The 2,521-nt window shown below is 32.5% G+C and carries 2 protein-coding genes; one reads left to right on the forward strand and one right to left on the reverse strand.

Annotated elements, in window-relative coordinates:
* Positions 1 to 446: 446 nt before the first annotated feature.
* On the reverse strand, positions 447 to 791 hold the full coding sequence (locus AC3DU7_RS31015; RefSeq protein ID WP_488043081.1) for a hypothetical protein: 345 nt from the start codon (positions 789 to 791) through the stop codon (positions 447 to 449).
* 711 nt (positions 792 to 1,502) lie between these two features.
* Between AC3DU7_RS31015 and AC3DU7_RS31020 the strand changes: the two genes are divergently transcribed.
* Positions 1,503 to 2,521 (forward strand): polysaccharide deacetylase family protein (locus AC3DU7_RS31020; protein ID WP_488043082.1); only part of this gene is annotated, 1,019 nt, incomplete at its 3' end.

Raw genomic sequence — 2,521 nt, forward strand, 5'->3', positions numbered from 1 at the left:
AGGTACTTCACAAATTGTTCATACTGCTTCATAAAACTGATACAAAGCGTCACATAACGTGAAAAATTGATGTTTACTTCCTGCTTCTACTGAGTCCGTCGGCGGTTACTCATTCACAGGCATTGACGGGTCTTGCCCAACCGCATCTCTACACTCTATACTTACATTTAAGTCTTTGTCAATTAACATAACTAAAACAGTCCTCAAACCCTTACTACGTCCTTCCTATTAGGGAGCGGGATTTCTTCTGAGGTCTATGTCTATATAGATAGACTGCCAGAAATGCGAATAGCAGCGATTAGTGCAGAAGATACAAATTTCACCTTCGTTACTACTTGGCTGTGAGAACTAGCGTATTATATCGGTAAATCGCGCAAATTGTTAACTAAGTCGAAACTCCCTTGATAACTAACATACTTTAAACCAGATGTAGTATAAGTAGTCTTTCATCCTTGAAATACAGGGCATTCAAATTCCCAATTACTGTTGGGCAATGAATTGTGGTAATCCAACCTTACCACATAAGATTTTTCTTCCTCTTTAATTTCATCAATAGAAACCAACATTGAATCACTCAAACGTACTACCATATCTCCATTCAAAAGTGACTGTCGCCATTGCTTTCCTGTCTTCCAAGCATAATATTTGACACCACTCCAACGAGGGTTAACTGGGTATCCTGCAAACCCAGAGCGCAATGCAGGAATATAAGCACTTTTGAGTTGAGTCTGAGCCAATATTCCTTCCTCTAGTTGAACTACTTTGAGATGTTGACGATCTTGCTTAAACATGGCACTCACCTCCTGCTTGAGAATATGCTTAATCTTTCTTAACTTATCAGACTAAGGCCATTATATCACTTACAATTTCAGATTTTTGACACTGAAGAAAATTTATCTATATAACAATACACAACAATACAAGTAAAAATAATTTACCGCTTTCTCAGCCTGAGAATTTTTGATTGAATGGTATTGCTATTACACCAATTTAACTCTCTATAGATGTAAACTTCATTCACCTTGATACTAATTCAGGAAAATAATGCTCTAATTTATCAAAATAATTAGGTCTAAAACCCCGCCTTTTAAAGCGAAAGATTTTTGGATAGTTGCTCAAATTCCCGTTACAAAAATAATATAATGTCCGGTAGCATTGGTATTGTAAAAGTAAGGAAGAAGGAATAGGGAATAGGGAAGAAGGAAGAAGAAAAAAGGCTTTAGTTATCTAGAAGATAAAACTTAAAAATCAGAAAAAACTTAAATTTTTTGTAGATATTCACACTTGAGTTTACACAAACGATACCAGCAGACATGATATAATTTCTGACTTCTAACTTCTGACTTCGTTAAGAGGATGGCTTCCTGTTATGAAATTCAGTGGCGATCGCTCACTATTATGAAACAAAACAAATTTTTTATATTAGCCAAGAAAAAATAGTGATATTATCATCAATAACTAGGCATAATTTACAGATTTCCAATTGAATATCAGGGAAAAATATGATTAATCAAAAATCGATTCAAGATGCGATTAAGCTACCTACTAGGAATGTAACTCAATCTTTATTTTCCATTGTAGAGAAATTAAATTTAACTATTCTACATTTTTATAAAAATTGCTTTTTAATTAAGTTTTTACCAAAGTGGATAAGTAAACTTGTATACCTTTCACTAATATTTATAGTCAGTTTAGGTTTGGCTGCTGCAACTATAAAATCTCCGACTGTCAAAATTCCCATTTTTGGTTTCCATGACATTATTGATTTACAGAATAAAGCTGATTTACCACCATATCGTCCTCTCTATGATATGGATTATACTAAGCAAGATTTAGAAAAGTTTGTAGAGTATTTAGTAAAGAAAAATTACTGGTTGTTATCTTCTCAAGATTTATTCGTATATTTTATTAATAAATCTCAACCTATACCAAATAAACATATAGGTCAAAAACCTGTAATGCTAACTTTTGATGATGGCTATGAAGGAGTACATAAAAATGGAATACCCATCTTAGAAAAGATGGAAGACAAATATGGTGAAAAAGTAAAATTTGTTCTATTTGTTAATCCTAAAACTCTGGGAATTAACAATGAAAAAGATTTACCACATCTTAGTTGTCAAGATTTAAGAGAAGGATATCAAAAAGATTTTTATGATATTCAATCTCATGGATTTACTCATAAAAATTTAACTAAAATTAGCTCCAAAGAATTAGAAGTAGAACTATATTTTGCCAAGCTAGCTTTGAGAAAATGTACTAATGATTTAGACAGGAATAAAATTGTTGCTGCTCATATTGCTTATCCCTATGGTGCTATTAATACAAAGGTGGAAAAAAAGTTACCTAAATATCATCTGACTGGATTTATTTACGATCATAAATTTTTGAAAGTAAATTATCTGAAAAATAAATTCCGCATTTCTCGAATTAGAGTAGGTAGTCGCACATCTCCTTATAAATTAATCCGGTTAGCAAATCGAGCTTCTACACTCAAAAAAATTGCTAAAGGGAGTAGGGA

It is taken from the genome of Okeania sp., from assembly GCF_983059655.1.

Coding starts and splice junctions, on each gene's coding strand:
- AC3DU7_RS31015 (WP_488043081.1), bottom strand. CDS start 791: ATGTTTAAGCAAGATCGTCAACATCTCAAAGTAGTTCAACTAGAGGAA.